Annotated in this window: 24 protein-coding genes and 11 tRNA genes; 28 read left to right on the top strand and 7 right to left on the bottom strand. The window is 47.1% G+C overall.

Annotated features, from left to right (window positions below; all coding sequences use genetic code 11):
* Position 1: 1 nt before the first annotated feature.
* From NYE62_RS15475 to NYE62_RS15425, 11 genes are all read left to right on the top strand, one after another.
* A tRNA-Ile gene (locus NYE62_RS15475) sits at positions 2–78 on the top strand.
* Positions 79–85: 7 nt separating this feature from the next.
* Positions 86–178 (top strand) — tRNA-Ser (locus NYE62_RS15470).
* Between the two features lie 19 nt (positions 179–197).
* Positions 198–274, top strand: a tRNA-Met gene (locus NYE62_RS15465).
* Positions 275–280: 6 nt separating this feature from the next.
* Positions 281–357 (top strand) — tRNA-Asp (locus tag NYE62_RS15460).
* A 10-nt stretch (positions 358–367) separates the two neighbouring features.
* Positions 368–443 (top strand) — tRNA-Phe (locus NYE62_RS15455).
* A 20-nt stretch (positions 444–463) separates the two neighbouring features.
* Positions 464–539 (top strand) — tRNA-His (locus NYE62_RS15450).
* 8 nt (positions 540–547) lie between these two features.
* A tRNA-Gly gene (locus tag NYE62_RS15445) sits at positions 548–621 on the top strand.
* Between the two features lie 15 nt (positions 622–636).
* Positions 637–713: transfer RNA gene (locus tag NYE62_RS15440), tRNA-Ile, on the top strand.
* 10 nt (positions 714–723) lie between these two features.
* A tRNA-Asn gene (locus tag NYE62_RS15435) sits at positions 724–798 on the top strand.
* 3 nt (positions 799–801) lie between these two features.
* Positions 802–892 (top strand) — tRNA-Ser (locus NYE62_RS15430).
* A gap of 3 nt (positions 893–895) precedes the next feature.
* A tRNA-Glu gene (locus NYE62_RS15425) sits at positions 896–967 on the top strand.
* A gap of 35 nt (positions 968–1002) precedes the next feature.
* Here the strand turns inward: NYE62_RS15425 and NYE62_RS15420 are convergent.
* Entirely contained in the window at positions 1003–1473 is a 471-nt protein-coding gene (locus NYE62_RS15420) for a tryptophan-rich sensory protein (protein WP_342497041.1), read from the bottom strand.
* Between the two features lie 156 nt (positions 1474–1629).
* On the bottom strand, positions 1630–2349 hold the full coding sequence (locus NYE62_RS15415; RefSeq protein WP_060673706.1) for a TraR/DksA C4-type zinc finger protein: 720 nt from the start codon (positions 2347–2349) through the stop codon (positions 1630–1632).
* Positions 2350–2631: 282 nt separating this feature from the next.
* On the opposite strand from NYE62_RS15415, the gene NYE62_RS15410 reads away from it, so the two are divergent.
* The 10 genes from NYE62_RS15410 to NYE62_RS15365 all read left to right on the top strand — a co-directional run bounded on the left by NYE62_RS15410 (position 2632) and on the right by NYE62_RS15365 (position 14234).
* A complete protein-coding gene (locus NYE62_RS15410; protein ID WP_342497040.1) occupies positions 2632–4047 on the top strand; it encodes an isochorismate synthase MenF in 1416 nt (471 codons plus the stop codon).
* Entirely contained in the window at positions 4044–5780 is a 1737-nt protein-coding gene (gene menD, locus NYE62_RS15405; protein WP_342497039.1) for a 2-succinyl-5-enolpyruvyl-6-hydroxy-3-cyclohexene-1-carboxylic-acid synthase, read from the top strand. The genes NYE62_RS15410 and menD overlap by 4 nt, the downstream gene beginning before the upstream one ends.
* Positions 5768–6592: a 2-succinyl-6-hydroxy-2,4-cyclohexadiene-1-carboxylate synthase gene (gene menH / locus NYE62_RS15400; protein ID WP_342497038.1), complete on the top strand. Its 825-nt coding sequence runs from the start codon at positions 5768–5770 to the stop codon at positions 6590–6592. Before menD ends, menH begins: the two co-directional genes overlap by 13 nt.
* 58 nt (positions 6593–6650) lie before the next feature.
* Positions 6651–7469, top strand: a complete 819-nt coding sequence (gene menB, locus NYE62_RS15395) for a 1,4-dihydroxy-2-naphthoyl-CoA synthase (protein WP_007408846.1) — start codon at positions 6651–6653, stop codon at positions 7467–7469.
* Positions 7470–7556: 87 nt separating this feature from the next.
* Entirely contained in the window at positions 7557–9020 is a 1464-nt protein-coding gene (locus NYE62_RS15390; RefSeq protein WP_241457639.1) for an o-succinylbenzoate--CoA ligase, read from the top strand.
* Positions 9017–10132 (top strand): o-succinylbenzoate synthase, encoded by a 1116-nt coding sequence (gene menC, locus NYE62_RS15385; protein WP_241457638.1) that lies wholly within the window; start codon positions 9017–9019, stop codon positions 10130–10132. The genes NYE62_RS15390 and menC overlap by 4 nt, the downstream gene beginning before the upstream one ends.
* A 269-nt stretch (positions 10133–10401) precedes the next feature.
* Positions 10402–11319, top strand: coding sequence for a zinc ABC transporter substrate-binding protein (locus NYE62_RS15380; protein ID WP_144665066.1), 918 nt, complete (start codon positions 10402–10404; stop codon positions 11317–11319).
* A 20-nt stretch (positions 11320–11339) separates the two neighbouring features.
* Positions 11340–12092 (top strand): metal ABC transporter ATP-binding protein, encoded by a 753-nt coding sequence (locus NYE62_RS15375; protein WP_053284962.1) that lies wholly within the window; start codon positions 11340–11342, stop codon positions 12090–12092.
* A complete protein-coding gene (locus NYE62_RS15370; protein ID WP_144665065.1) occupies positions 12092–13378 on the top strand; it encodes a metal ABC transporter permease in 1287 nt (428 codons plus the stop codon). Before NYE62_RS15375 ends, NYE62_RS15370 begins: the two co-directional genes overlap by 1 nt.
* On the top strand, positions 13368–14234 hold the full coding sequence (locus tag NYE62_RS15365; RefSeq protein ID WP_144665064.1) for a metal ABC transporter permease: 867 nt from the start codon (positions 13368–13370) through the stop codon (positions 14232–14234). Before NYE62_RS15370 ends, NYE62_RS15365 begins: the two co-directional genes overlap by 11 nt.
* 30 nt (positions 14235–14264) lie before the next feature.
* Here the strand turns inward: NYE62_RS15365 and NYE62_RS15360 are convergent, their stop codons facing one another.
* From NYE62_RS15360 to NYE62_RS15350, 3 genes are read right to left on the bottom strand one after another with little or no spacing between them, the layout of a single operon-like run.
* Positions 14265–14423, bottom strand: a complete 159-nt coding sequence (locus NYE62_RS15360) for a DUF1540 domain-containing protein (protein ID WP_007408842.1) — start codon at positions 14421–14423, stop codon at positions 14265–14267.
* A gap of 57 nt (positions 14424–14480) precedes the next feature.
* Positions 14481–15521 (bottom strand): cytochrome d ubiquinol oxidase subunit II, encoded by a 1041-nt coding sequence (locus NYE62_RS15355; protein WP_342497037.1) that lies wholly within the window; start codon positions 15519–15521, stop codon positions 14481–14483.
* Positions 15522–15543: 22 nt separating this feature from the next.
* The gene (locus NYE62_RS15350; protein ID WP_227051564.1) at positions 15544–16875 is read right to left on the bottom strand and encodes a cytochrome ubiquinol oxidase subunit I; all 1332 of its coding nucleotides are present in this window, start codon (positions 16873–16875) and stop codon (positions 15544–15546) included.
* A 197-nt stretch (positions 16876–17072) separates the two neighbouring features.
* On the opposite strand from NYE62_RS15350, the gene NYE62_RS15345 reads away from it, so the two are divergent.
* Together NYE62_RS15345 and NYE62_RS15340 are read left to right on the top strand one after the other, a co-directional pair.
* A complete protein-coding gene (locus NYE62_RS15345; protein WP_003152229.1) occupies positions 17073–17321 on the top strand; it encodes a type B 50S ribosomal protein L31 in 249 nt (82 codons plus the stop codon).
* 118 nt (positions 17322–17439) lie between these two features.
* Positions 17440–18009 (top strand): carbonic anhydrase, encoded by a 570-nt coding sequence (locus tag NYE62_RS15340; protein WP_003152233.1) that lies wholly within the window; start codon positions 17440–17442, stop codon positions 18007–18009.
* Here NYE62_RS15340 and yidD read toward each other — a convergent pair.
* Positions 18006–18233, bottom strand: a complete 228-nt coding sequence (gene yidD, locus NYE62_RS15335) for a membrane protein insertion efficiency factor YidD (RefSeq protein ID WP_007613292.1) — start codon at positions 18231–18233, stop codon at positions 18006–18008. The genes NYE62_RS15340 and yidD overlap by 4 nt on opposite strands.
* Before the next feature lie 124 nt (positions 18234–18357).
* Here yidD and NYE62_RS15330 point away from each other — a divergent pair, with 124 nt between their 5' ends.
* Positions 18358–18831: an S-ribosylhomocysteine lyase gene (locus NYE62_RS15330; RefSeq protein ID WP_003152237.1), complete on the top strand. Its 474-nt coding sequence runs from the start codon at positions 18358–18360 to the stop codon at positions 18829–18831.
* Between the two features lie 114 nt (positions 18832–18945).
* Positions 18946–19389, top strand: coding sequence for a FixH family protein (locus NYE62_RS15325; RefSeq protein WP_020954287.1), 444 nt, complete (start codon positions 18946–18948; stop codon positions 19387–19389).
* On the opposite strand, the gene ytzI is transcribed toward NYE62_RS15325, so the two are convergent.
* Positions 19386–19535 (bottom strand): YtzI protein, encoded by a 150-nt coding sequence (gene ytzI, locus NYE62_RS15320; RefSeq protein ID WP_007408836.1) that lies wholly within the window; start codon positions 19533–19535, stop codon positions 19386–19388. The two genes, NYE62_RS15325 and ytzI, sit on opposite strands and share 4 nt — an antisense overlap.
* 123 nt (positions 19536–19658) lie before the next feature.
* Here ytzI and NYE62_RS15315 point away from each other — a divergent pair, with 123 nt between their 5' ends.
* The 3 genes from NYE62_RS15315 (at position 19659) to ytkD (ending at position 21264) form a co-directional block, all read left to right on the top strand.
* Entirely contained in the window at positions 19659–20096 is a 438-nt protein-coding gene (locus NYE62_RS15315; protein WP_007408835.1) for a Dps family protein, read from the top strand.
* Between the two features lie 151 nt (positions 20097–20247).
* On the top strand, positions 20248–20652 hold the full coding sequence (locus NYE62_RS15310) for a holin family protein (protein WP_007408834.1): 405 nt from the start codon (positions 20248–20250) through the stop codon (positions 20650–20652).
* A gap of 132 nt (positions 20653–20784) precedes the next feature.
* Positions 20785–21264, top strand: coding sequence for an RNA deprotection pyrophosphohydrolase (gene ytkD / locus NYE62_RS15305; RefSeq protein ID WP_144665063.1), 480 nt, complete (start codon positions 20785–20787; stop codon positions 21262–21264).
* Positions 21265–21275 lie beyond the last annotated feature (11 nt).

Below are 21275 nucleotides of genomic sequence, written 5' to 3'. Positions count from 1 at the left end.
TGGACCTTTAGCTCAGTTGGTTAGAGCAGACGGCTCATAACCGTCCGGTCGTAGGTTCGAGTCCTACAAGGTCCACCACTTATACGGAGGAATACCCAAGTCTGGCTGAAGGGATCGGTCTTGAAAACCGACAGGGGTGTCAAAGCCCGCGGGGGTTCGAATCCCTCTTCCTCCGCCATATCTAATTTAATTATCATCGCGGGGTGGAGCAGTTCGGTAGCTCGTCGGGCTCATAACCCGAAGGTCGCAGGTTCAAATCCTGCCCCCGCAACCAAAAAATGGTCCGGTAGTTCAGTTGGTTAGAATGCCTGCCTGTCACGCAGGAGGTCGCGGGTTCGAGTCCCGTCCGGACCGCCATTTATAAAAAGGCTCGGTAGCTCAGTTGGTAGAGCAACGGACTGAAAATCCGTGTGTCGGCGGTTCGATTCCGTCCCGAGCCACCATTTAATTTAATATTGTTTTGGCGGTTGTGGCGAAGTGGTTAACGCACCAGATTGTGGCTCTGGCACTCGTGGGTTCGATTCCCATCAATCGCCCCATACAACATGCGGGTGTAGTTTAGTGGTAAAACCTCAGCCTTCCAAGCTGATGTCGTGGGTTCGATTCCCATCACCCGCTCCATTTTTATATTGTCATGGGCCTGTAGCTCAGCTGGTTAGAGCGCACGCCTGATAAGCGTGAGGTCGGTGGTTCGAGTCCACTCAGGCCCACCATGATGATTTTTCCACAGTAGCTCAGTGGTAGAGCTATCGGCTGTTAACCGATCGGTCGCAGGTTCGAATCCTGCCTGTGGAGCCATACGGAGAAGTACTCAAGTGGCTGAAGAGGCGCCCCTGCTAAGGGTGTAGGTCGTGTAAGCGGCGCGAGGGTTCAAATCCCTCCTTCTCCGCCATAAGGCCCGTTGGTCAAGCGGTTAAGACACCGCCCTTTCACGGCGGTAACACGGGTTCGAATCCCGTACGGGTCATTAAAAAAACCTTGCATACTATGCAAGGTTTTTTATTATGCGTTCATAGCGTAAATGGTAAAAGACAAGTATGTGGCAAAAGCGCTCCATAATAAATAAGGAACCAGAAGCCAGGCTGAAGCTTTACTGTATTTACCGGCAATGAGCAACAGAATGAGTGTTGTCACAGCCACAAGCAGGCAATCGATAGATGCAGCAAGCAAATTTTTCTGTGTGAATTGAAAATAGCTGAATCCTTGATTCACGATATAATTGATGAGAAGCATCACCCAAAAAGCTTTGGATTCTTTACATGAAAACTTTGCGTATATCATGGCTGCTGAGAGCGAAATAAGCGCAAACAAAACCGCCCATATGATGCCGATCACTGATCCGCTCGGCGTCCAGTCAGGTTTTTGCAGCGCGTCATACCATTCACGGTCGATGGGAAAGAGAACCCCCGCTAAAGAAAACAAGACATATGTAATGATAAATACAATAATCGCACCGATATACTTCTTTTTCATTTGTTCCCTCCGTCATTCAATGTCAATACGTTAGTTCCCTTTTTTGGAAATATTAAACCTTTTAAAAGGCTCATGCATCATTAAGTGTATGAGTTTTCAGTGTAAAAATGCAGCAAACCATTTATTTGTATTCAAAAACCCCGGCAGGCCGGGGTTTTAATCAGCATGAAGATCGCCAAAGGTCGTCATAATTCCTTCTTCGTCCAGTTCCTGTTCATATTTTTCGTGTGCTTTGCTTGGGTACACGGAAATGTTTTTTCCGGTAATATCTGTCGCGATAAAGTTTTCATAATCCTCAGCATAGCCGATGTTTTCTTCCGAGTTCATTGTCATATCCCCATAGCTGAGCGGAGGATCCTCTAAATCCTGAGGCGTTTCTGAGTTTCCGTATTCCTCAACATCCTGATAAGCATCTTCACTATCGTAAGCCGCCCGGATTGATTCATCATCATCAAATTCAAACTGTCCGAACGGTGTTTCCTCCTCAATCGGCCTGTCTTTGGAAACGGCATCCTGCGAGGAATATTCCGCCAATGTCGTAGCCGTCGGCAGAGCTTCGAGTCTGTCATAAGGAATGTCCTTGCCGCTGACTTCACATGTGCCGTATGTGCCGTTTTCAATTTGTTTCAGAGAGTAATCAATGTCGCGAAGGTGCTCTCGTTCATGGTCGAGCAGAGCCAGGTCTTTTTCCCGCTCATATAATTCGGTCGCCTGATCGCCGGGATGATTGTCATAGGAAGACAATTCGCCGGATGACTGATACGGGAATTCATCAGTTAACTGAAATTCGTCATTTTCTTTAAAGCGGCTCAAAATATCATGTCTGGCTTCTTCCAATTCTTTTTTTAAGTGTGTGATCTGTTCGTTTGTAAGCACATTAATCCCTCGTTTCTATGTGATACTTACTGTTAGTATGAACGCTTTTGCGCAGAAAAATGGTGGATAAAAATAGTCATTTTCCCATGAGGAAGTAAAAGGATACAGTGATTGCCGAGAGTGGGGAAAGAAAATTCGAGTTTGTTTCTTTATTCATTTGCGCAAAAAGGTTTATAATAAGAAATGCGGGCATTTTGTCGTGCTCAAATCTGTGTGTTTGACACAAAGTCATCACAGGTGTATTGTATTAAAAGCATTTAACGGATTATGGAGGAATGTCTCATGGTGACAACGGTGCAGCATACGTTCCGAGAGGAAGCAGATCATGCATTACATAAAGCCAAACAAGTCAACCATGCTGTCTTATTGAGCTATTCAAGACGTATTGCGTCTTTAGACCCTCTATCATTTTTCAAAGACGGAGCAAAAAAATATAAAGGCAAACGATTTTTTTGGTCAGAACCCGGTAGTGAATTAACAATAGTCGGTCTTGGCACAGAAGCGCTGTTCCAATCGAATGAAAAAAATGGAAAGCGTTATCACGACGTTTTTGAACAATGGGAGCGCTTTAAAAAGACGGCTTTTCATATTCATAAAGAAGAAGAGGCGGCGCATACCGCGGTCGGCCCTGTCTTATTCGGCGGTTTTTCATTTAATCCCGCTGAAGAGAGAGGAGACGAATGGAACGGGTTCGAAGAAGGACTGTTCTTTATCCCCTCACTCATGCTGACAAAGACGGCAGATGGTGATTATTTAACCGTCAATCAATGGGCGGCAGACGGTAATCAGGCAGAAGATACGCTGAAACGTCTGAAATCTTTTTCGGAAGCTTTTTCAGTTTCTTCAATCGAGTATGAAGAATATCCTGTTTTAACAAAAGCGGAAGAACTTGATGTGGAAAACTGGCTTGAAGCCATTAAAACAGCAACAAATGATATGAAAGCAAATCAATATGATAAAGTCGTGCTGGCAAGGGAAGTCGTTTTGTCATATGATGGGCCTATTCCGGCGGAGAGCGTTGTCCGCAAGCTTTTGAAGGACCAAACGACAAGCTATGTTTTTGCGATTGAGCAGGGAGATAAATGCTTTGTCGGCGCTTCACCGGAACGGCTGATCAAAAAATCCGGCAAAGACGTCATGTCCACCTGTCTGGCAGGTTCAATTAAGCGCGGAGAAAATCAACAAGAAGATAACCGTCTCGGCAAAGAGCTGCTGCATGACGAAAAAAATCTCGCGGAACATGATTTTGTGGTTCAGATGATACACGATTCTTTCTTGTCGAGCTGCAGCGATGTGAAAAAGCCTGCAGGTCCGCAATTATATAAAACGAAAAGTGTTCAGCATCTATATACACCGATCTCAGGCCATCTTAAAACGTCCGCTTCGCTGTTTGATTTAATTGAAAAGCTGCATCCCACACCGGCATTGGGCGGAGCTCCCCAGCAGAAAGCTGTTGAAGTTATCGCTGATATTGAACCGATGACACGTGGATGGTACGCGGCACCGATCGGCTGGATGGACGGCAGGGAAAACGGAGAATTTGTCGTGGCTATCCGATCAGGGCTGATTGAAGGCAAAAGTGCGCGGCTTTTCGCAGGCTGCGGCATTGTTGAAGATTCAGATCCGCAATCAGAATATGAAGAAACACAAATTAAACTAAAGCCGATGATCTCTGCTTTAGGAGGTGAAAGGCTTTGACAAACCCGATTACACATTATATCGGAAGTTTTATTGATGAATTCGCTCTATCGGGTGTCACCGACGCAGTTGTTTGCCCGGGATCGAGGTCAACTCCCTTGGCGGTTTTGGCGGCGGCCCACCCGGATATTCAAGTCCATATACAGATTGATGAACGATCCGCAGGTTTTTTCGCACTCGGTCTTGCAAAAGCCCGCCAGCGTCCGGTCATGCTGATTTGTACGTCAGGAACGGCGGCGGCTAACTTCTATCCGGCCGTGATTGAAGCTCATTATTCAAGAGTGCCTCTTATTGTCCTGACTGCTGACCGGCCTCATGAATTGAGGGAAGTGGGGGCGCCTCAGGCGATTAACCAGCATTTTCTGTTCGGTAACTTTGTTAAGTTTTTCACAGACTCGGCTCTGCCTGAAGAAAATCCTCAAATGCTGAGCTATATCAGAACATTGGCCGGCAGAGCCGTAAGTGAAGCCGGGAAGCGCCCGATGGGGCCAGTCCATATCAATGTGCCGCTCAGAGAGCCTTTGATGCCGGATTTATCAGCCGGACCTTTTGAAAGAATGAGAAAGGGGCGGCACGTCTCAGTCACAACAGGGATTCAGTCAGCTGATCAAGATTCTCTCTATCATATTACAGAGCGTCTTGCGGGGACCGAAAGAGGTATGATCGTCTGCGGCGAAATTCACGGTGAAGCAGAAAAGCAGCAAATCATCGCGCTTGCCGAGATGCTTCAGTTCCCGGTTTTAGCTGATCCGCTTTCAAATCTCCGAAACGGGGAGCATGATAAGACGGTGATTATTGATGCTTATGACTCGTTTTTAAAAGATGAAGAAATAAAAGAGGCGCTGCGTCCCGACGCTGTGATCCGCTTCGGTCCGATGCCGGTTTCCAAACCGCTCTTTTTATGGCTCAGAGATGATCCTGCCATTGAGCAGTTTATCGTCGATGAAGACGGAGGATGGAGAGATCCCACCCAGGCCGGCGCGCATATGATTCATTGCCATCCGTCTGTGTTTTTGGAAGCGGTCCGTTCAGCTGAAATCGGAAAACGGCTGTCCGGATGGCTTGAGAAATGGCAGTTTGTCAATGAGCGGTTCCGGAGTCATTTACAGGCCGCGAGAATGGATGATTTATCATTTGAAGGAAATGTATATCGTCAGCTTCAGCACCTTGTCCCTGAAGGCAGTTCGATTTTTGTCGGCAACAGCATGCCGATTCGCGACGTGGATACGTTCTTTGAAAAACAAGATCGTTCCTTCCGTGTTTATGCCAACCGCGGCGCTAACGGAATTGACGGAGTTGTCTCCTCGGCTATGGGACTGTGTGAAGGTACAAAAGCTCCTGTCACGCTTGTCATTGGAGATTTATCGTTTTATCATGATTTAAACGGGCTGTTAGCGGCTAAAAAACTTGGAATTCCGCTTACGGTTATTTTAATAAACAATGATGGCGGCGGGATTTTCTCGTTTTTGCCGCAGGCATCTGATAAGTCTCATTTTGAAGAACTGTTCGGTACGCCGACGGGCCTTGATTTCCGGCATGCCGCCGCACTGTACGGCGGGACGTATACTTGCCCTGAGACATGGGAAGCATTTAAGGATGCGTATCAGCCGCAGGCGGACAAGCCCGGACTTCATATAATCGAGCTGAAAACAGATCGGACATCAAGAGTTCAATTCCATCGCGATCTGCTGCAGGCCGCAGTGCGGGAAGTGAAAAAAGAATGGAAACTGTAACAGTTAAAACGGCCGACGGCGTATGCTATCGTGCTGCTGATAGCGGACACGAATCATCTGAAGCTATTGTTTGTCTGCATGGATTTACGGGCAGCAAAGAATCATGGATGTTTTTACGCGGCATGTTTCCCAGCGAACGAATGGTGATGATTGACTGCCTGGGTCACGGGGAGACAGACGCGCCTGTGCAAGCGGCAAGGTACAGTGCGAGCCGGCAGGTTGCGGACCTTGCCGCCGTTTTTGATCAATTAAAACTTCACAAAGTGAAACTTATTGGTTATTCTATGGGGGGAAGACTTGCTTATTCCTTTGCACAGGCATTTCCGCATCGGGTGTCAGCGCTTGTTTTGGAAAGTACAACCCCGGGCCTCAGCACGCTTCAGGAACGTAAAAAGCGGATTCAGTCAGACCGGAAGCTTGCTGACTTTATATTGCGGGAAGGTATAACATCGTTTGTTGATTATTGGGAGGGCATTCCGTTGTTTGCCACGCAGCTTTCTCTGCCGGACAGCGTAAAGGCGTCCATCCGTGCCGGCAGGCTGAAGAATAATCCGTCCGGACTTGCAGGAAGCCTGCTCGGAATGGGGACGGGCTCACAACCTTCCTGGTGGGAGGCATTACACCGCATCAAAGCGCCAGTTCTGCTCATATGCGGTGAATGGGATGAAAAGTTTTGCGTTATTAATCAAAAGGTGCATAACCTGCTCCCATCAAGTAAAATAGAGGTTGTCAAAAAGGCGGGGCACACGGTACATGTGGAACAGCCGCGAATTTTTGGTAAGATAGTAAGTGAGTTTTTATACGGCTTGTAAAGCATAAAGAAAATAGCTTTTCGGCCGGACTCAGGCAAAAATGAAGGAGGTCATATCAATGGCTGCAGAATGGAAAAGTGAACGTCAGTACGATGAAATCCTGTACGAGACGTATAACGGTATTGCAAAAATAACAATTAACCGCCCGGAGGTACATAACGCATTTACTCCTAAGACGGTATCAGAAATGATTGACGCGTTTGCTCGTGCGCGTGATGACTCCAATATTGGTGTCATCGTTCTTGCGGGAGCGGGAGATAAAGCATTCTGTTCAGGCGGAGACCAAAAAGTCCGCGGTCACGGCGGATATGTCGGAGACGATCAGATCCCGCGTCTGAATGTGCTTGATCTTCAGCGTTTGATCCGCGTGATTCCTAAACCGGTCGTAGCGATGGTATCAGGCTATGCCATCGGCGGAGGCCATGTGCTTCATATCGTCTGTGATTTAACGATTGCGGCCGATAACGCGATTTTCGGCCAAACCGGACCGAAAGTGGGAAGCTTTGATGCCGGTTACGGCTCAGGTTACCTGGCGCGTATCGTCGGACATAAGAAAGCCCGTGAAATCTGGTACCTGTGCCGTCAATACAACGCGCAGGAAGCGCTCGACATGGGGCTTGTCAATACAGTTGTCCCATTAGAGAAACTTGAAGAGGAAACAATTAAATGGTGTGAAGAAATGCTTGAGAAAAGCCCTACAGCCCTTCGTTTCCTTAAAGCGGCATTTAACGCTGATACAGACGGCCTCGCCGGAATTCAGCAATTTGCAGGAGATGCAACGCTTCTTTATTATACGACTGACGAAGCGAAAGAAGGCCGCGATTCCTTTAAAGAGAAACGCAGTCCCGATTTCGGTCAATTCCCTCGTTTTCCGTGATCAGATGACACTACGAAACAGCTTGAGCCGCTCTGGTCCAAGCTGTTTTCTTTTCAAAAACAGTACTTTTACCTCGGAGATGATAACATGCTGACAGAACAGCCGAATTGGCTCATTCAAAGGGCTCAGCTGACACCAGAGAGAATCGCTCTCATATTTGAAAACAAACAGATGACATTCAGAGAATTATATCATGCTTCTAAACAAATGGCCGCGCGGCTGTATAAATACTGCTCGCTTAAAAAAGGAGACCGGGCCGCGATTTTGCTTTCTAACAGACCGGAAATGGTTTATGCCGTTCACGCCTGCTTCTTATTAGGGGCGGAAGCTGTGCTGTTGAATACGAAGCTCTCGAAACAGGAACGGATGTTTCAGCTCAAAGATTCACAGGCTAAGCTTTTATTGACGGAGGACGGTTTTTGCCGTGAAGAATATGCATCTGCGGTCGCCGCCGCGGACGTGGACGAGCTGCAGGCCAAAGCCGCGGGAGACATTGAACCTGAAGCTTATGTAACGCTTGATGATACGGCGACTCTTATGTATACGTCAGGAACAACGGGAAGGCCGAAGGGGGTGCAGCAGACTTTCGGTAATCATTATTCCAGCGCTGTATCGTCTGCGCTGAATCTGGGGGTCACGGAGCGGGACCGCTGGCTTATTGCGCTGCCGCTATTTCATATCAGCGGTCTGTCTGCGCTGTTTAAGTCGGTCATTTACGGTATGCCTGTCGTGCTTCATCAAAAATTTTCTGTCACTGATGTGCTGGACAGCATCAGCTCCCATCAGGTCACGATCATTTCAGCGGTGCAGACCATGCTTTCGGGCCTGCTTGCGGAAACTGAACAATGTCCTGAATCACTGCGCTGCATTCTGCTTGGCGGGGGTCCGGCACCGCTGCCGCTCCTTGAAGAATGCCGCAGGAAACAATTTCCGGTATTCCAATCTTACGGCTTGACTGAAACCTGCTCACAGATTGTCACGCTTTCTCCGGAATTCAGCATGGACAAGCTCGGCTCGGCCGGTAAACCGCTGTTTTCATGCGAAATTAGAATTGAAAAAGACGGAAACCCTTGTGCGCCGTTTGAACACGGTGAAATTACGGTGAAAGGCCCGAATGTAATGAAAGGGTATTATCATCGTGACGACGCGAACCAGGCCGCTTTTCATAATGGATGGTTTAAAACGGGCGATCTTGGCTATTTGGATGATGAAGGGTTTTTATACGTGCTGGACAGGCGGTCGGACCTCATTATTTCAGGCGGAGAAAACATCTACCCGGCAGAAGTGGAAGCGGCGCTGCTTGCCCATCCGGCTGTAGCGGAGGCCGGTGTTTCGGGAGCCGAAGATCCGAAATGGGGGAAAGTGCCGCATGCTTTTCTCGTACTGACTTCTTCTGTCAGTTCTGAGGAGCTGACCGCCTTTTGCCGTGAGCGGCTTGCTAAATATAAAATACCGGTTGCTTTTTTCAAGGTTGACGGGCTCCCGCGGAACGCGTCCAATAAACTGATGAGGCATCGGCTGAATGAGCTTCGTAAAGGAGAATTGTCATGATTAAGATTGAAAAAATCACCCTTTATCATGTAAGTATGAGGCTGAAAAAACCGTTTAAAACAAGTATTGAAACGCTGCAGGATCGTAAATTTTTGATCGTGGAAGCGATCGATGAAACCGGGAGAACCGGCTGGGGGGAGGTATCGGCGTTTTCTTCTCCGTGGTATACAGAAGAAACGATTCAGACATGCGCGCATATGCTGAGAGATTTTTTCATCCCAAATGTCGTAGGCCGCGAGTTTTTCCATCCGTCAGAAGTGCCTGACAGTCTCGCGCGTTTCAAAGGAAACCGCATGGCAAAAGCGGGGCTTGAATCAGCCGTGTGGGATCTATATGCCAAGAAAAAGGGGATATCTCTCGCAGAAGCCTTAGGGGGCAAAAGAGATAAAGTGCCCGCCGGCGTGGCGGTGGGTCTGGCTTCGGCTGATGAGATGCTTCGGGAAATTGAGCAATACGTAAAAGAAGGTTATCAACGTATAAAAATAAAAATTCAGCCCGGCCATGACGTTGATCTGGTCAGATCCATCCGCAGCCGTTTTCCGAACGTACCGCTGATGGCGGATGCCAACTCGGCATATGAACTGAAAGACATCAGCAGGCTGAAAGAGTTGGATGAATTCCAGCTCATGATGATAGAACAGCCGCTTCAGGCAGATGATATTGTCGATCACCGCCACCTGCAGAAACATTTAAGAACCGCGGTATGCCTTGATGAAAGCATATGCTCATATGATGACGCAAGGCGGGCGATTGAGCTTGGGAGCTGTAAAATCATTAACATAAAACCGGCGCGTATAGGAGGCCTGACAGAGGCTTTAAAAATACATGACTTATGCAGAGAGCATCACATGCCGGTTTGGTGCGGCGGAATGTTTGAAACCGGCATTTCGAGAGCGCAGACAGTCGCGCTTGCTTCGCTGCCGCAATTTACGATACCGGGTGATATTTCCTCATCAGACCGATACTGGGAGGAGGATATTGTCACTCCCGACATCCGTATCGAAGAAGGGTTCATCTCTGTTCCGGACGGTCCCGGACTGGGTGTCGAAGTCAATCAGGAAATAATGAGAAAATACGTCACCCAAATGGACGTTTTTACGACAAACAACTGATAAAAAGACATTTCAGCGAGTTGAGCTGCCTGTATGCTGCTGTTATATTGAAACTGTTCATCATCACCCCTTCCCCCGTTTGAACCGGCTGTATCAGCCGGTTTTTTTAATGAGCGGACACTTGACAAATGTGAGTGTGTGCGATAATTTTGCACAGAGGAAACTTTTTGTCCTGTATCAATCATTTGTTCTTAAATATAAAGAATTGTCATAAGACTGACATCAACATCACATTTAAAAGAGAACGGGACAAAGGAAAGGGGACGGATATGAAAAAAAGCAGTGTAATGGCGTCTGTGCTGATGGTTTGTTTTGCATTGTCTTCATGCAGCTCTGAATCTTCAGGCGGACAAAAAGGAAAGCTCACGATTACGGCTACCACTTCTCAGGTGGCTGACGCCGCTGAACATATCGGCGGAGACCATGTTGAAGTGACGTCACTGATGGGGCCTGGAGTCGATCCGCATCTTTATAAAGCATCACAAGGAGATACGAAAAAATTAACGGAGGCGGATGTTGTTTTATACAGCGGACTTCACTTAGAGGGGAAAATGGAGCATATGTTAACGAAAATCAGCAGGCAAAAGCCGTCCGCAGCAGTGGTTGAATCAATACCGAAGGAGAAATTGATTCCAGCGGGTGAGAATATGTATGATCCGCATGTATGGTTCAGCATTCCGTTATGGCTGTATGCCGTTGACGAAATCGAAGCGCAATTAAAAAAAGCAAAACCCGAATATGCAGACGACTTTACCAAAAACGCTCAAGAGTATAAAGAGAATTTGAAATCTTTAGATAAAAAATCGAGAGAAAAAATCGGGACAATTCCCGAAAAAAGCCGTGTACTAGTTACGGCACATGATGCCTTTGCGTATTTTGGCAAGGAATACGGATTTGAGGTCAGAGGACTTCAAGGGCTGAGCACGGACTCTGATTACGGACTGAAAGATGTTCAAAAACTTGTCAGTCTGCTTGCGGATAAGGAAATTAAAGCTGTGTTTACGGAAAGCAGCGTATCGAAAAAGTCAATAAACGCGGTTGTTGAGGGCGCCAAAGAAAAAGGTCATGATGTTTCGGTCGGCGGCTGGCTGTATTCAGATGCCATGGGCGAAAAGGGGACAAAAGAGGGCACGTACGCCGGTATGTTCGCCCATAACATAGATACGATTGTCAGCTCATTAAAATAAACAGGAAGGGAGAGAATGACGTGTATCCTGTCAGCATTGAAAATGTGACGGTAGCCTATCACAAAAAACCGGTCCTGCAGAACGTCACCATGCAGGTGCCGGAAGGAAAACTGATCGGGATTATCGGGCCGAACGGAGCCGGAAAATCAACGTTGATAAAAGCTGTTTTAGGATTAACGCCAAGCGCCTCCGGAACGGTCTCTATTTATGGGAAATCATCAGAAAAGGAGCGGAAGAGGATCGGCTATGTTCCGCAGCGCGGTTCTGTGGATTGGGATTTTCCGACAAGCGCTCTGGATGTCGTTTTAATGGGAAGATATGGGCATATCGGCTGGTGCAGGCGTCCGAAAAAACGTGATATTGATTTTGCTGAAACCTGTTTGGATAAGGTCGGTATGCTTGAATATGCCAAAAGGCAGATCAGCCAGCTTTCAGGAGGCCAGCAGCAGCGGGTTTTTCTGGCCCGGGCTTTATGTCAGGATGCGGATATATACTTTATGGATGAACCGTTTGTGGGAGTTGACGCCGCTACGGAGCGGGCGATTATCACGCTGTTGACGGAATTAAAACAAAAAGGAAAAACCGTGCTCGTCGTCCATCATGACCTGCAGACGGCAAAGGAGTATTTTGATTGGATGCTGCTGCTGAACATGAGAAAGATTGCTTTCGGACCGACTGAACACGTGTTTACAATCGAAAATTTACAAAAAACGTACGGAGGAAGGCTGGCATTTTTGAAAGATCACCTCCTGGCCGAAGGGGGAACGGGCTGATGGCGCTGCATCATATATGGCTTCAGCTTCAGGAACCGAATACCCAATGGGTGTTGGCGGGAACTTTGCTTCTCGGCATGGCAAGCGGCGTGTTGGGAAGCTTTGTGCTTCTCAGGAGGCAGAGTCTGATCGGCGACGCCATGGCTCATTCGGCTTTGCCCGGAGTATGTCTTGCGTTTCTCATTGCCGGAGAAAAGACGATGCTGTTCTTCTTGATCGGAGCGGCTGCCGCGGGGCTTGCGGGGACTTGGTGCATCCAGAACATCACGGAGCACTCAAAAACGAAGGAGGATTCTGCGATCGGCATCGTATTGTCCGTGTTTTTCGGGATCGGCATTATTCTTCTGACCTATATTCAAAGACTCGGTTCCGGAAGCCAAAGCGGGCTTGATTCTTTTTTATTCGGTCAGGCGGCGTCACTCGTTAAACAGGACATTGTCATCATCGGAGTCATTTCTGCCGTGCTGCTTTTGTTGTGCGCCGTCTTTTTTAAGGAATTTAAATTGATCACATTTGATATGGCATTTGCGAAAGGGGCGGGACTGCCTGTCAGGTTTCTGAACGGACTGCTGGTTTTTTTAATTGTTTGTGCGGTTGTGATCGGGCTGCAGACGGTCGGTGTCATCTTAATGGCGGCCATGCTTATTACGCCGGCGATCGCCGCAAGGTATTGGACGGAGCGTTTAACGGTCATGATCGTGCTGTCCGGATTAATCGGCGGGTTATCCGGTGTGGCGGGAACACTTTTAAGTACGACGACGGACGGTATGGCGACCGGGCCGTTAATTATTTTAAGCGCGGCTTCCGTTTTTCTGTTTTCTCTATTATTCGCTCCGGGCCGCGGGCTGGTGTCAAAGACGGTTAAACTTTTCCGGCTGAGAAAAAAGACCGCTTTTGAACAAACGCTCTCAGCTATTTACGAGATGAGCGAACAAACGAATGAAACCTCAGTCACCGGGCAGATGTTGAAAAAAGAGTGGGAGCGCCCTATCAGGAAACTGGAGAAAAAGGGATACCTCAAGCGCAGCGGAGCCGAACAATGGCGGATGACGGACGCAGGGCTGACGAAGGGATACGAAATTGTCTTATCACAGCGCATGTATGAAGTTTACCTCATGCATGAAACAGAACTGGCCGGTATAGAAACGGCCGCCAGGGACGAGTTTCATCCGGATCTTCTGCCGAAAGAACTGAAAGAAAAGCTTTTGCAGCTTTTACGATTGCACGGGCGAATGCCGAACCAATCACTTCAAAAGGAGAAAGGAGGCGCTTACAATGAGTTATGAAGCGTGGATTATCGCAACGGGAATCTTAGTCGGGGTGAGCTGCGCGTTAATCGGCACTTTTCTTGTGCTGAGAAACATGGCGATGCTTGCTGACGCGATCAGCCACACGGTGCTGCTCGGAATTGTCGGCGCTTTCCTTGTGACGGGAGCCCTTAACGGAATTCCGATGTTTATCGGAGCTGCGGCATCTGGGCTGCTGACGGCTTTTTTCGTACAGTTTCTGCACAGTAAAGGCGTTCAGTCTGACGCGGCTATCGGTGTCGTCTTTACGTCATTGTTTGCGGTCGGCGTCATTCTGCTGTCTGTATACGGCAAACATGTACATCTTGATATAGAACATTCGCTTATGGGAGAAATTGCTTTCGTTCCGTGGAATACAGCTCAGCTGTTCGGCTTCGATATCGGCCCTAAAGCGTTTTGGATGATTTTATCTGTGCTCATCATCAATGTGCTGCTGATTGTCTGCTGCTATAAAGAATTTAAAATCGCCGCCTTTGACCCGGAAATGGCGATAGCCATCGGCATTCCTGTCCTGGTCATTCATTATGTGCAGATGGGTATGCTGTCGCTTACGACGGTTGCTTCTTTTGATTCAGTGGGAGCGGTTTTAGTCGTTGCGATGCTGATTGTACCGCCTGCAGCCGCCTATTTACTGACAAACCGTCTTTCTTCCATGCTTTTCATCAGCGCGGGTATCGGCGGGGTGTCAGCCGTATTGGGATATGGGGCCGCCACATGGCTCAACGTGTCAATTTCAGGTGCGATGGCTGCGATGACCGGCGTGTTTTTTCTGCTGGCCTTTCTGTTTTCCCCGGCTCAGGGGCTGATTTCAAAAAGGCTTGCGGCGCGGAAATGAAAAAGAGCTGTATAAAACAGCTCTTTTCTTTTATAAATCATGCGGTTTAAAGGTTTTGCAATCCGTTTCTTCACTTTTTTCAGCGGTTTCGCCTGTATGGCTGACCACATAAATCGCGTCGGCCGTGCATTTGTTTCCTCTGCCCCAATATGAACAGTTATTGACTTCACACAGAATTTTTTGGTCCATGCTGGCTCCCCTCCAAGATAAAAGGTACGCCATTAGTATGAGCCGCCCTGATTTTTGTTATTCCTCCTGGCGGATATAACGTCTGTCTTTCATAAAGAGCTTCCAGAAGAAATAAAACCCGGGAAACAAAATGATGAAAGCGACGATATACGTCATAAACAGCGCCCTGAAGGTGGCCGGCTCCGTAAATCCTGACATGACCGTAATATCAGGATAAATCATATAAGGAAGATGCGCCCGTCCGTATGCATAGCTTGCCAGAAAGTATTGAAGCGCAATGGCGATCATGGCGATTCTTGGTTTGCCGAGGTTGCGGCCGAAGCGTTTATTCGGCAAAAACAGGGCCGCGCCGGCAATGAAAAACATGATAACAGACAGGATAAGCCATGTCTTGTCTTTCATCATCCCCGTATACAGCCAGCCGGCTTCGTTTCGTAATGTCAGCATAATGAAGAAGGCAAATAGAAGCGAAAGCGGCCCTGTTAGTAAAGAACTCCGTCTGTAGATGCGGTACGCATGCTCCTCTTCCGCAACATTTGAAAAATCGGCCAGAAGCAGTGAAGATAAAAATAAAGTGCTTAAAATGGCAAAGCCGATAAACGCATACGCATTAAGGCTTGTAAAGACATTTGCCAAATTCAGTTGATACACTCCGCCCGTCTTCTCAATAAATCCTCCGTGTGTGACCGGAAGGACCAAAATCAGCACAGCGGGAATAATGAAGCCCGAAATTCCGGAGATATATCTCATGATTTTTCTTTCCTTCGCCGTATTGGAGAAGACGAGAAAGCCGCTGCGGATGGCTAAAAGCAGCAAAATAAGACTCCCCGGGATCAATAAAACGGTTCCCAGCACGAAGGTTGCCCCTGGAAAGAAGCTGAATAGGGCGACAACGATTGCGACGATAAAGACGTTGGTCACTTCCCATGTCGGGGACAAATAACGGTTGGCGATGTTTGTCGCCTTTGTTTGTTCTTTATTTAAATAAATCATCGACCAAAAGCCGGCTCCGAAGTCCATCGTTGCCATGACCGCGTAGATAAACACGAAGCCCCATACGATTGATATCGCAATGAGAGCATCCATGGTAATGTCCATTTTAATTCAGCCCTTTCTATAGTTAGGATTCCGCCGCTTTTACATCCTCCTCAACGGGATGTTTGCGGAAATAATAAAGCAGCACATAAATGACTGCGGCTGCCAAAATGGCGTAAACGACCGTAAACAGGATGAACAGCAAACCGATTGAACCGGTTGTCGTGACGACATCAGACGTTTTCAAGAGATGGTAAATCACCCATGGCTGCCGCCCCGTACAAGCGAATATCCACCCGAATTCAATTCCGATCAGACTGAGCGGTCCTGCGGTTAAAAATAAAATCAAAAGCCAAGTCGGAAAGCTGTCTTTCTTTAAAATTTTTCTCCACACGATGCCGATGATTGAGTACAAAATGAGCAGCATTCCGATGCCGACCATTCCGTTAAACAGTGTATGGATGAATAAAGGCGGCCACTCGTCTTTCGGAAACGCGTTCAATCCTTTGACGACGGTATCAAAGCTGTTTGCGGCCAAAAAGCTTAAAGCCCACGGCACCTCTATCGCCCATTTTACTTTTTCTTCTTTTGCATCAGTAAAACCCCCGATCGCAAGCGGAGCGTGTGATCTAGTTTCAAAGAGCCCTTCTGCGCCCGCAAGCTTCTCAGGCTGGTATTCGTAAAGAAGCTGGGCTGACTCGTGACCGTTTAAAGAGGCAAGAATGGAAAAGATTCCGCCGATCGTTAAGGCGAGCAGCAGCGCTTTTCGGTGAAAGCGGTATACCTGCTCCTGTTTTCTCGTTCTCAGCATTTTATAAGCCGCAACTGACGCAACGATAAATGCCCCGGTCATGAAAGCCGTCAGAACGACATGGCCCGCGGTGGTGAAAAAGCTTGGATTAAAAAACGCTGCCCAAGGTTCGACGTCAGTGATTTTGCCGTTTGAAATTTTAAAGCCGGCCGGCGTTCCTTCAAATGCGTGAACATTTGTGATTAAGACGGCGGATGCCGCGGCGCCGATCAAAACGAAAATAACGGCAATGATACGCATCGCCGGAGTCAGCCGGTCAGCGGCGTAGACATAAATGGACATAAACAGCGCTTCGATAAAGAAAGCATAAATTTCAATCTGAAACGGGAGTGACATCACCCTGCCGATGACTTCCATGAATCCGGGCCACAAAAGGGCAAGCTGTGTACCCGCGATCGTTCCGGTCGGTATCGCCACGCCGAGCAGAACAGCCTGCGCCTTCGTCCACCTTTTCGCCATAATGGCATAATGCGGATCTTTTGTTTTTTGATAAATCAATTCAGCCATTAAAATCATCAGAGGCAAGCCGACACCAAGCGTCGCAAAAATAATATGAAAGCCCATGGTTGTCCCGAACAGGCTTCTGGCTAATACTAAATCATCCACGATCATAAACCGCCTTTCTAAATTACCGTTTTATGTAATGTGGTTATATTATTTGCTGAAGCGATTAGATTATTCTTCCGATTCCATATATGTGCAGGGTTTAGAAACCAAGGGATCAGGGCATATATGATTGACAAGCGGGTATTTAAGGTTTAAAATAAAACGTAATTATTACGATTTGAGAAAGGGAGATCAGCATGAAAAAAGATATTCATCCGGATAACCATCAAGTGATTTTTCAAGATGTGAACAGCGGCTATCGCTTTTTAAGCCATTCTACGAAAACGTCAGAGGAAACGGCAGAGTGGGAAGACGGAAAGACATACCCGCTGATTAAAGTAGAGGTCAGCTCAGATACGCATCCGTTTTATACAGGCCGCCAAAAATTCAACGAAAAAGGCGGGAGAGTCGAACAGTTCAACAAAAAATACAATATGGGGAAATAAGACAAGCCCAATGGGGTTTGTCTTATTTATTGAGCACTTTGTCATCTCGTGCGGGGAGTGACGAAATGACCCGTCTTATGTTATATTGTGAATAAAAAAGCAGAAAGGAAACACCAAGATGAGTCTTCTAAACGATATCATGCAATTTAATGAGCAGTTCACTAAAAACAAAGATTATGAAAAATACCAAACATCTAAATTCCCGGATAAAAAAATGGCGATTTTGTCCTGTATGGACACACGTCTTGTAGAATTGCTTCCGCATGCGATGAACATGCGAAACGGCGATGTGAAAATTATTAAAAGTGCCGGCGCGCTTGTCGCCCACCCGTTCGGAAGTATCATGCGCAGCCTTTTAGTGGCCGTATACGAATTAAACGCCGATGAAGTCTGCGTTATCGGCCACCATGATTGCGGCATGAGCAAAATCAACAGCGAGGATATGCTCGATAAAATTATCGACCGCGGTATTCCGAAAGAGCGGATTGACATGCTGAAGCACTCAGGAGTTGATCTTGATCAATGGCTGAAAAGCTTTGATTCAGTAGAAGCGAGTGTTACAGACAGCGTAAACGTCATTAAACACCATCCGCTATTCCCTGACAATGTGCCGGTGCACGGTCTGGTGATTGATCCTGAAACCGGTAAACTTGATCTGGTGATCGACGGCTACCAGCATATGGACTAATGTTTTTCTTTTTTGTCCGGTACGGGATCAACACCGCCCGGATGAAAAGGGTGGCACTTTAAAATCCGCTTCAGTGTCAGCCATCCGCCTTTTAATGCGCCGTGAGTCTTGACGGCTTCGATTCCGTACTGCGAACACGTCGGATAAAAGCGGCATGACGGCGGCGTCAGCGGAGAGATGAACTTCTGGTATCCGCGGATTAAAGCAATCATTATGGTTTTCATCAAAAAACCACCTTTCTGATGCTAGTATAGAAAAAAAATTTCAGATTGAAAAGCTTCCGCCACAATTCTTATCGGAAAACTGTGTTATAATGGATGCATATTCTGAAAAAAAGGGAGTGCCATTATGCCTTCAGTAGAAAGTTTTGAGCTTGACCATAATGCGGTTGTGGCTCCGTATGTAAGACATTGCGGAGTGCATAAAGTCGGAACAGACGGCGTCGTGAATAAGTTTGACATTCGCTTCTGCCAGCCGAACAAACAGGCGATGAAGCCGGATACGATTCATACGCTTGAGCACTTGCTTGCGTTTACGATTCGCACACATTCTGAGAAATACGATCACTTCGACATCATAGATATCTCACCGATGGGCTGCCAGACAGGCTATTATCTTGTTGTCAGCGGCGAGCCGACAGCGGAAGAAATTGTAGACCTGCTTGACGCTACGCTGAAAGAAGCCATCGATATTACGGAGATTCCGGCGGCCAACGAAAAACAGTGCGGCCAGGCGAAACTTCATGACTTAGAAGGCGCGAAACGCCTGATGCGTTTCTGGCTGTCACAAGATAAAGAAGATTTGCTGAAAGTGTTCGGATAAAAAACAGGCCTTTTTGCTGACATGCAAAAAGGCTTTTTTACATATTTCTAAAAAATGTCACACCTTATGTGTAAGCGTTTGCTAAAATAGAAGCAAACATAAAGGAGTGATGGGATGAAACGGGCTGTATTGGCAGGTATGTGCGGTATGGTATTTCTATTATCTTCCTGCGGGGGCAATTCGGACAAAACCTCCGCGGATGAAGAGCCTAAAGCGCTTGAGGTCAAGCTTACAGGACCGGAAACGACTGCACCGCATGAAAAAGCGGAATACAAGGCGGAAGTTTTTTACGGCGGCAAGCGTGTCACGGATGCGGATGAAGTCATGTTTGAAGTATGGAAAGAAGGAAAAAAAGGCAGCAGCAAAACAAGCAAGGCCAAGGAGGAAAAAGGGGCGTATCACCTGCGGACTGAATTTGATGAAGAGGGTGTGTATACCGTTCAATCCCACGTAACGGCAAAACAGCAGCATAATATGCCGACTGTAAAAGTGCGTGTCGGGGGTGCTGAAGCTGCCGATGATTCCTCCGGCCATGAGGAACAGACGCATCATCATTAAGGATTTTTTTTATCCGTCAAGCCTTTTGATGCGTCCTCCGGCGGGTCAATCGTATGTTTTACATTATAAGCTCTTACAGTCGACCAGATGGATAAAAGCAGCACGGCGAGCACGATAAGAAAGCCGAAGCTCAGAAGAAGCAGCATGAAATCCCTCCTTTTTAACAAATCATAACATATTTTCCATCCGTAAAATCAAGGGCTAAAAATTTTGTTTTAACACACGATATATAGGGTATATCAATAGTAAACCAAAGGAGGAAGATAGGCATGTCAGAAAAACTATTGGACGCAGTCAATAAGCAAGTTGCAAACTGGACGGTCATGTATGTGAAATTACATAACTATCATTGGTACGTCAAAGGGAAGGACTTTTTCACATTGCATGAAAAGTTCGAGGAGCTGTATAACGAAACGGCTACATATATTGATGATCTGGCAGAACGTCTGCTGGCATTAAACGGCAAGCCGATCGGCACAATGACGGAATCATTGAAGACAGCGTCTGTAAAAGAAGCGGAAGGCAATGAGAGCGCAGAACAAATGGTACAGAACATTTATGATGATTTCACTGTCATTGCGGAAGAGCTGAAAAGCGGCATGGATCTCGCAGATGAGGTAGGAGACGAAACGACCGGTGATATGCTGCTTGCCATTCACCAGAATATCGAAAAACATAACTGGATGCTGAAAGCGTATTTGGGATAATCAACAAGGGAAGACCGGGGCTATAAAGCACTCGGTCTTTTATTTGGCTGCCGAAGAGAGGTGTTGTCCATTTTTCTGAAAAATCCAGTCCGTTCCATTCACTTTTCATAGAATAATGTAAGGCCGTTTCTGTGAAAGGATGTTGGATCAAGTGGGCAAAGACTTTGGCATCTTTTCGTTTTTTGCAGTGATCGTGTCGGCAGCGGGGTTTTTCTTCGGAGGTTTTCAGTATTCGTTTCTGATTTTGCTATCGGTCATGGCGATTGAGTTTATCAGTACAAGCTTAAAAGAATCTCTTTTGCAGCAGCTGAGCGCAAGAAAGCTTTTTGCGCGGCTGGTCAAAAAAATCGTGACCCTGGCATTAGTCTCAGTTTGCCATTTTTTTGACCAGCTGCTTCATACCGAAGGCGCCATCCGTAATTTGGCTATCATGTTTTATATCTTATACGAATCGGTTCAGATCGTGATTACGGCAAGCTCGCTGGGCATACCGGTTCCGCAGGTGCTCGTCGACCTATTGGATACTTTGAAAAATAAATTCAAGCGCAAACCGTAACATTTGCTTCAAAGGAGGCTATACTAGCGGGTATGATGGTTTTCCTCTGAATTTTTGATAAAGGGCTTCCGAACAAACGCAACTGTGGTATGATGTATGGAAGATATGAAGGAACGGATTAGAGGGATAAACATGTACGAGTTTAAAGACTATTATCAGAACACTGTTCAGCTCTCCTTTGAGCACCAGCCTTTTTCAGACAGCCCGAAGCACGTGTGGGTCATATGCCGATATGGAGATAAGTGGCTTTTGACTGAGCACGAAGACCGGGGGTTTGAATTTCCGGGCGGAAAAGTGGAGCCGATGGAATGTGCGGAGGAAGCGGCCCTGCGCGAGGTGAAAGAAGAAACCGGCGCCGCGGTAAGACATCTGAAGTACGTCGGACAGTATAAAGTTCTCGGCAGGGAAAAGGTAATCGTGAAGAATATTTATTTTGCCGATATTGAAAAGCTTGAACAACAGGCTGACTATTTTGAAACAAAGGGGCCGGTGCTGTTCAGCGAACTGCCGGAGAATCTCCCGCGAAATAAAAGATTCAGTTTCATTATGAAAGATTCGGTGCTTCCGATCAGTCTGAAAAAGCTGAAAGAGGACGGCGTATTTCAATCATAAAAACGAAGACC

It is taken from the genome of Bacillus sp. FSL K6-2861 (assembly GCF_038630725.1).
In the GTDB taxonomy this organism is placed as follows: domain Bacteria; phylum Bacillota; class Bacilli; order Bacillales; family Bacillaceae; genus Bacillus; species Bacillus velezensis.
This window is presented reverse-complemented; position numbering and strand designations above follow the sequence as displayed.

Bases quoted from the DNA above. Each gene is read 5' to 3' on its own strand.
- yidD (WP_007613292.1), bottom strand. From the start codon at position 18,233: ATGAAAACCATAATGATTGCTTTAATCCGCGGATACCAGAAGTTCATC.
- NYE62_RS15330 (WP_003152237.1), top strand. From the start codon at position 18,358: ATGCCTTCAGTAGAAAGTTTTGAGCTTGACCATAATGCGGTTGTGGCT.
- NYE62_RS15370 (WP_144665065.1), top strand. From the start codon at position 12,092: ATGGCGCTGCATCATATATGGCTTCAGCTTCAGGAACCGAATACCCAA.
- NYE62_RS15340 (WP_003152233.1), top strand. From the start codon at position 17,440: ATGAGTCTTCTAAACGATATCATGCAATTTAATGAGCAGTTCACTAAA.
- NYE62_RS15360 (WP_007408842.1), bottom strand. From the start codon at position 14,423: ATGGACCAAAAAATTCTGTGTGAAGTCAATAACTGTTCATATTGGGGC.
- NYE62_RS15420 (WP_342497041.1), bottom strand. From the start codon at position 1,473: ATGAAAAAGAAGTATATCGGTGCGATTATTGTATTTATCATTACATAT.
- menH (WP_342497038.1), top strand. From the start codon at position 5,768: ATGGAAACTGTAACAGTTAAAACGGCCGACGGCGTATGCTATCGTGCT.
- NYE62_RS15315 (WP_007408835.1), top strand. From the start codon at position 19,659: ATGTCAGAAAAACTATTGGACGCAGTCAATAAGCAAGTTGCAAACTGG.
- ytkD (WP_144665063.1), top strand. From the start codon at position 20,785: ATGTACGAGTTTAAAGACTATTATCAGAACACTGTTCAGCTCTCCTTT.
- NYE62_RS15380 (WP_144665066.1), top strand. From the start codon at position 10,402: ATGAAAAAAAGCAGTGTAATGGCGTCTGTGCTGATGGTTTGTTTTGCA.
- NYE62_RS15365 (WP_144665064.1), top strand. From the start codon at position 13,368: ATGAGTTATGAAGCGTGGATTATCGCAACGGGAATCTTAGTCGGGGTG.
- NYE62_RS15355 (WP_342497037.1), bottom strand. From the start codon at position 15,521: ATGGACATTACCATGGATGCTCTCATTGCGATATCAATCGTATGGGGC.
- NYE62_RS15410 (WP_342497040.1), top strand. From the start codon at position 2,632: ATGGTGACAACGGTGCAGCATACGTTCCGAGAGGAAGCAGATCATGCA.
- NYE62_RS15345 (WP_003152229.1), top strand. From the start codon at position 17,073: ATGAAAAAAGATATTCATCCGGATAACCATCAAGTGATTTTTCAAGAT.
- NYE62_RS15390 (WP_241457639.1), top strand. From the start codon at position 7,557: ATGCTGACAGAACAGCCGAATTGGCTCATTCAAAGGGCTCAGCTGACA.
- NYE62_RS15325 (WP_020954287.1), top strand. From the start codon at position 18,946: ATGAAACGGGCTGTATTGGCAGGTATGTGCGGTATGGTATTTCTATTA.
- menB (WP_007408846.1), top strand. From the start codon at position 6,651: ATGGCTGCAGAATGGAAAAGTGAACGTCAGTACGATGAAATCCTGTAC.
- menC (WP_241457638.1), top strand. From the start codon at position 9,017: ATGATTAAGATTGAAAAAATCACCCTTTATCATGTAAGTATGAGGCTG.
- ytzI (WP_007408836.1), bottom strand. From the start codon at position 19,535: ATGCTGCTTCTTCTGAGCTTCGGCTTTCTTATCGTGCTCGCCGTGCTG.